Below are 2477 nucleotides of genomic sequence, written 5' to 3' on the forward strand. Positions count from 1 at the left end.
ATCTTCTTCTGGGTAGCGCGTATGATCATGATGGGGCTTGCCTTCCAAAAAGAGATCCCGTTCCGCCATGTATTCATCCATGGTCTGGTACGCGACTCGCAAGGCCGTAAGATGAGTAAATCGCTCGGTAACGGTATCGATCCGCTCGACGTTATCAACCAGTACGGCACGGACGCACTTCGTTTCATGCTCATCACAGGCAATACGCCGGGTAATGATATGCGTTTCTATTGGGAACGTGTTGAATCGAGCCGTAACTTCGCAAACAAATTGTGGAATGCGTCGCGCTTCGTACAGATGAACCTCGGCGATTATCCTGCTGATTATCAGCCGAACGAAGAAAACTATACGCTCGCGGATCGTTGGATCCTCAGCCGCTATCAGAAAACGGCTCTCGATGTAACGAACAACCTTGAACGTTTCGAACTCGGTGAAGCAGGTCGTGCACTCTATGAATTTATCTGGAGCGAACTCTGTGACTGGTATATCGAGCTTTCCAAAGCACGCCTCTACGACAAAGAAAATGTAGAAGCACGCCGTACGGCACAGTATGTATTGTCGTCTGTATTGACCGAAACGCTCAAACTTCTCCATCCGTTCATGCCGTTCATCACGGAAGAGATCTGGCAGCACCTCCCGCATGAAGGTGTCAGCATCATGGTATCCCAGTGGCCGACGGATAAAGGCCTTATCAATGAAGAGGCAGAACGTGATATGACGCTCATCATGGATACGGTCAAAGCCATCCGTAACATGCGTGCCGAAGTCAACGCGGCACCGGGCAAAAAAAGCCCTGTTACGATCCAGACAGCGACGGAAGACGGCAAAGCTGTATTCGAAAACAACCTGCCGTACCTTCAGAAACTCGCTGCGGCAGAGCCTGTTACGGTAGAGCTTATCAGTGAAACAAAACCTGCCAATGCAATGACGGCTGTCGTCAGCGGTGCAGAAATCTATATGCCGCTTCTTGGTCTGATCGACGTAGAAAAAGAAACGGCACGTCTTGCAAAAGAGCTTGACACGCTTATCAAAGAAGTAGAACGTGCAGAGAAAAAACTGAGCAATCAGAACTTCGTAGCAAAAGCACCTGCCGATGTTATCGAAAAAGAACGCGCGAAACAGAAAGAATATATGGACAAACAGCAAGCAGTCAAAGAACGTCTTGAATACTTGCAGTCGCTTGCATAAGGAGAAGCGTATGAACACGTATTCGGAAGCTATCTGTTATTTGGAAAGCCTGAATCGTTTCGGTATCCGTCTGGGGCTCGTTCGCATTGAAGAGCTGCTTCGTCGTATGGGCGAGCCGCAGAATGAATATCGTACGATCCATGTAACGGGAACGAACGGAAAAGGCTCTACTACTGCTATGCTCAGCAGTATTCTCACTGCTTCCGGGAAGAAAACGGGGATGTATACATCCCCGCATCTTTCTTCTTATACCGAACGTATGAGAATCGGTGGTAAACCGATAGATGAGGCGAAGTTTGCCGAGGCGATATTCGTTGTCAAAGAAGTTGCCGAACAGATGGAAGCAGACGGTGCGGAGTATCCGACACAGTTCGAAGTACTGACAGCGGCGGCTTTTTGGGTGTTCGCCGAAGAAGGTGTAGACTATGCGGTCATCGAAGTCGGATTGGGCGGACTGCTGGACTCGACAAATGTCATTGTACCCGAGCTGTCTATCATCACGAGCATTGCTGTTGACCATGCGGAAAAATGCGGCGATTCGCTTAGCGGTATCGCAGAGCATAAGGCAGGCATCATCAAAGAAGGAGTGCCTGTTTTTGTATATGCGGACGGTGAACCGCTCAATATCGTAGAGAAGACAGCACAAGCAAAACGTGCAGAACTTTATCTTGGTAGCAGAGATTTTTCGGCAGTAAGTTGTGGCGTGGAAGGCGGTATGCGTCGTTTCATTTTTAGACAAGGCGATACGGAAGAGATGTATCAGCTTCGTCTTTTGGGTTCGTATCAAGTAGACAACGCTTCTATCGCAGTTGCCGCGGCGAAGTATCTCGGCATTGATAAGAACAGCATCGCATGCGGTCTTTTTGATGTTGTATGGCCTTGCCGATTGGAGATATTGTCCGAGGCGCCGACGATCCTTTTGGATGGTGCGCATAATCTTGCGGGCGTGACTGCCCTTCGGAGCAGTCTTGATGAGCTGTTCCCCGATCAAAAGATATTGTTCCTGCTCGGCATCTTGCAGGACAAAGATGTAAAAGGAATGGCAGAAGTGCTCGTTCGCGAATGTGACGATGTCGTTGTTACATGGCCGCTCTCGGAACGTGCTGCGTCGCCCGAAACGGTAGCGCAGTATATTAGCGCATCGCACGTTGAAACAGTAGAACGCATTGAAGATGGTATCGAGCGCGTAAAGGCATTAGCGAATGATGATTCTGTCATCTGCATTGCCGGCTCGTTCTATCTCGTGGGCAGAGCGCGGGAAGTGCTCACAGAAGGAAAATGAGAAATAA

The 2477-nt window shown here is 49.3% G+C and carries 2 protein-coding genes; both read left to right on the plus strand.

The features are described from left to right. On the plus strand, positions 1-1188 hold a 1188-nt coding region (locus IJN28_02645; protein MBQ6712673.1), incomplete at its 5' end, for a class I tRNA ligase family protein. A gap of 10 nt (positions 1189-1198) precedes the next feature. After that, positions 1199-2470 (plus strand): bifunctional folylpolyglutamate synthase/dihydrofolate synthase, encoded by a 1272-nt coding sequence (locus tag IJN28_02650; protein MBQ6712674.1) that lies wholly within the window; start codon positions 1199-1201, stop codon positions 2468-2470. The last annotated feature ends 7 nt before the right edge of the window (positions 2471-2477 follow it).

Source organism: Selenomonadales bacterium (genome assembly GCA_017442105.1).
Classification (GTDB): domain Bacteria; phylum Bacillota; class Negativicutes; order RGIG982; family RGIG982; genus RGIG982.

Bases quoted from the DNA above. Each gene is read 5' to 3' on its own strand.
- IJN28_02650 (MBQ6712674.1), top strand. From the start codon at position 1,199: ATGAACACGTATTCGGAAGCTATCTGTTATTTGGAAAGCCTGAATCGT.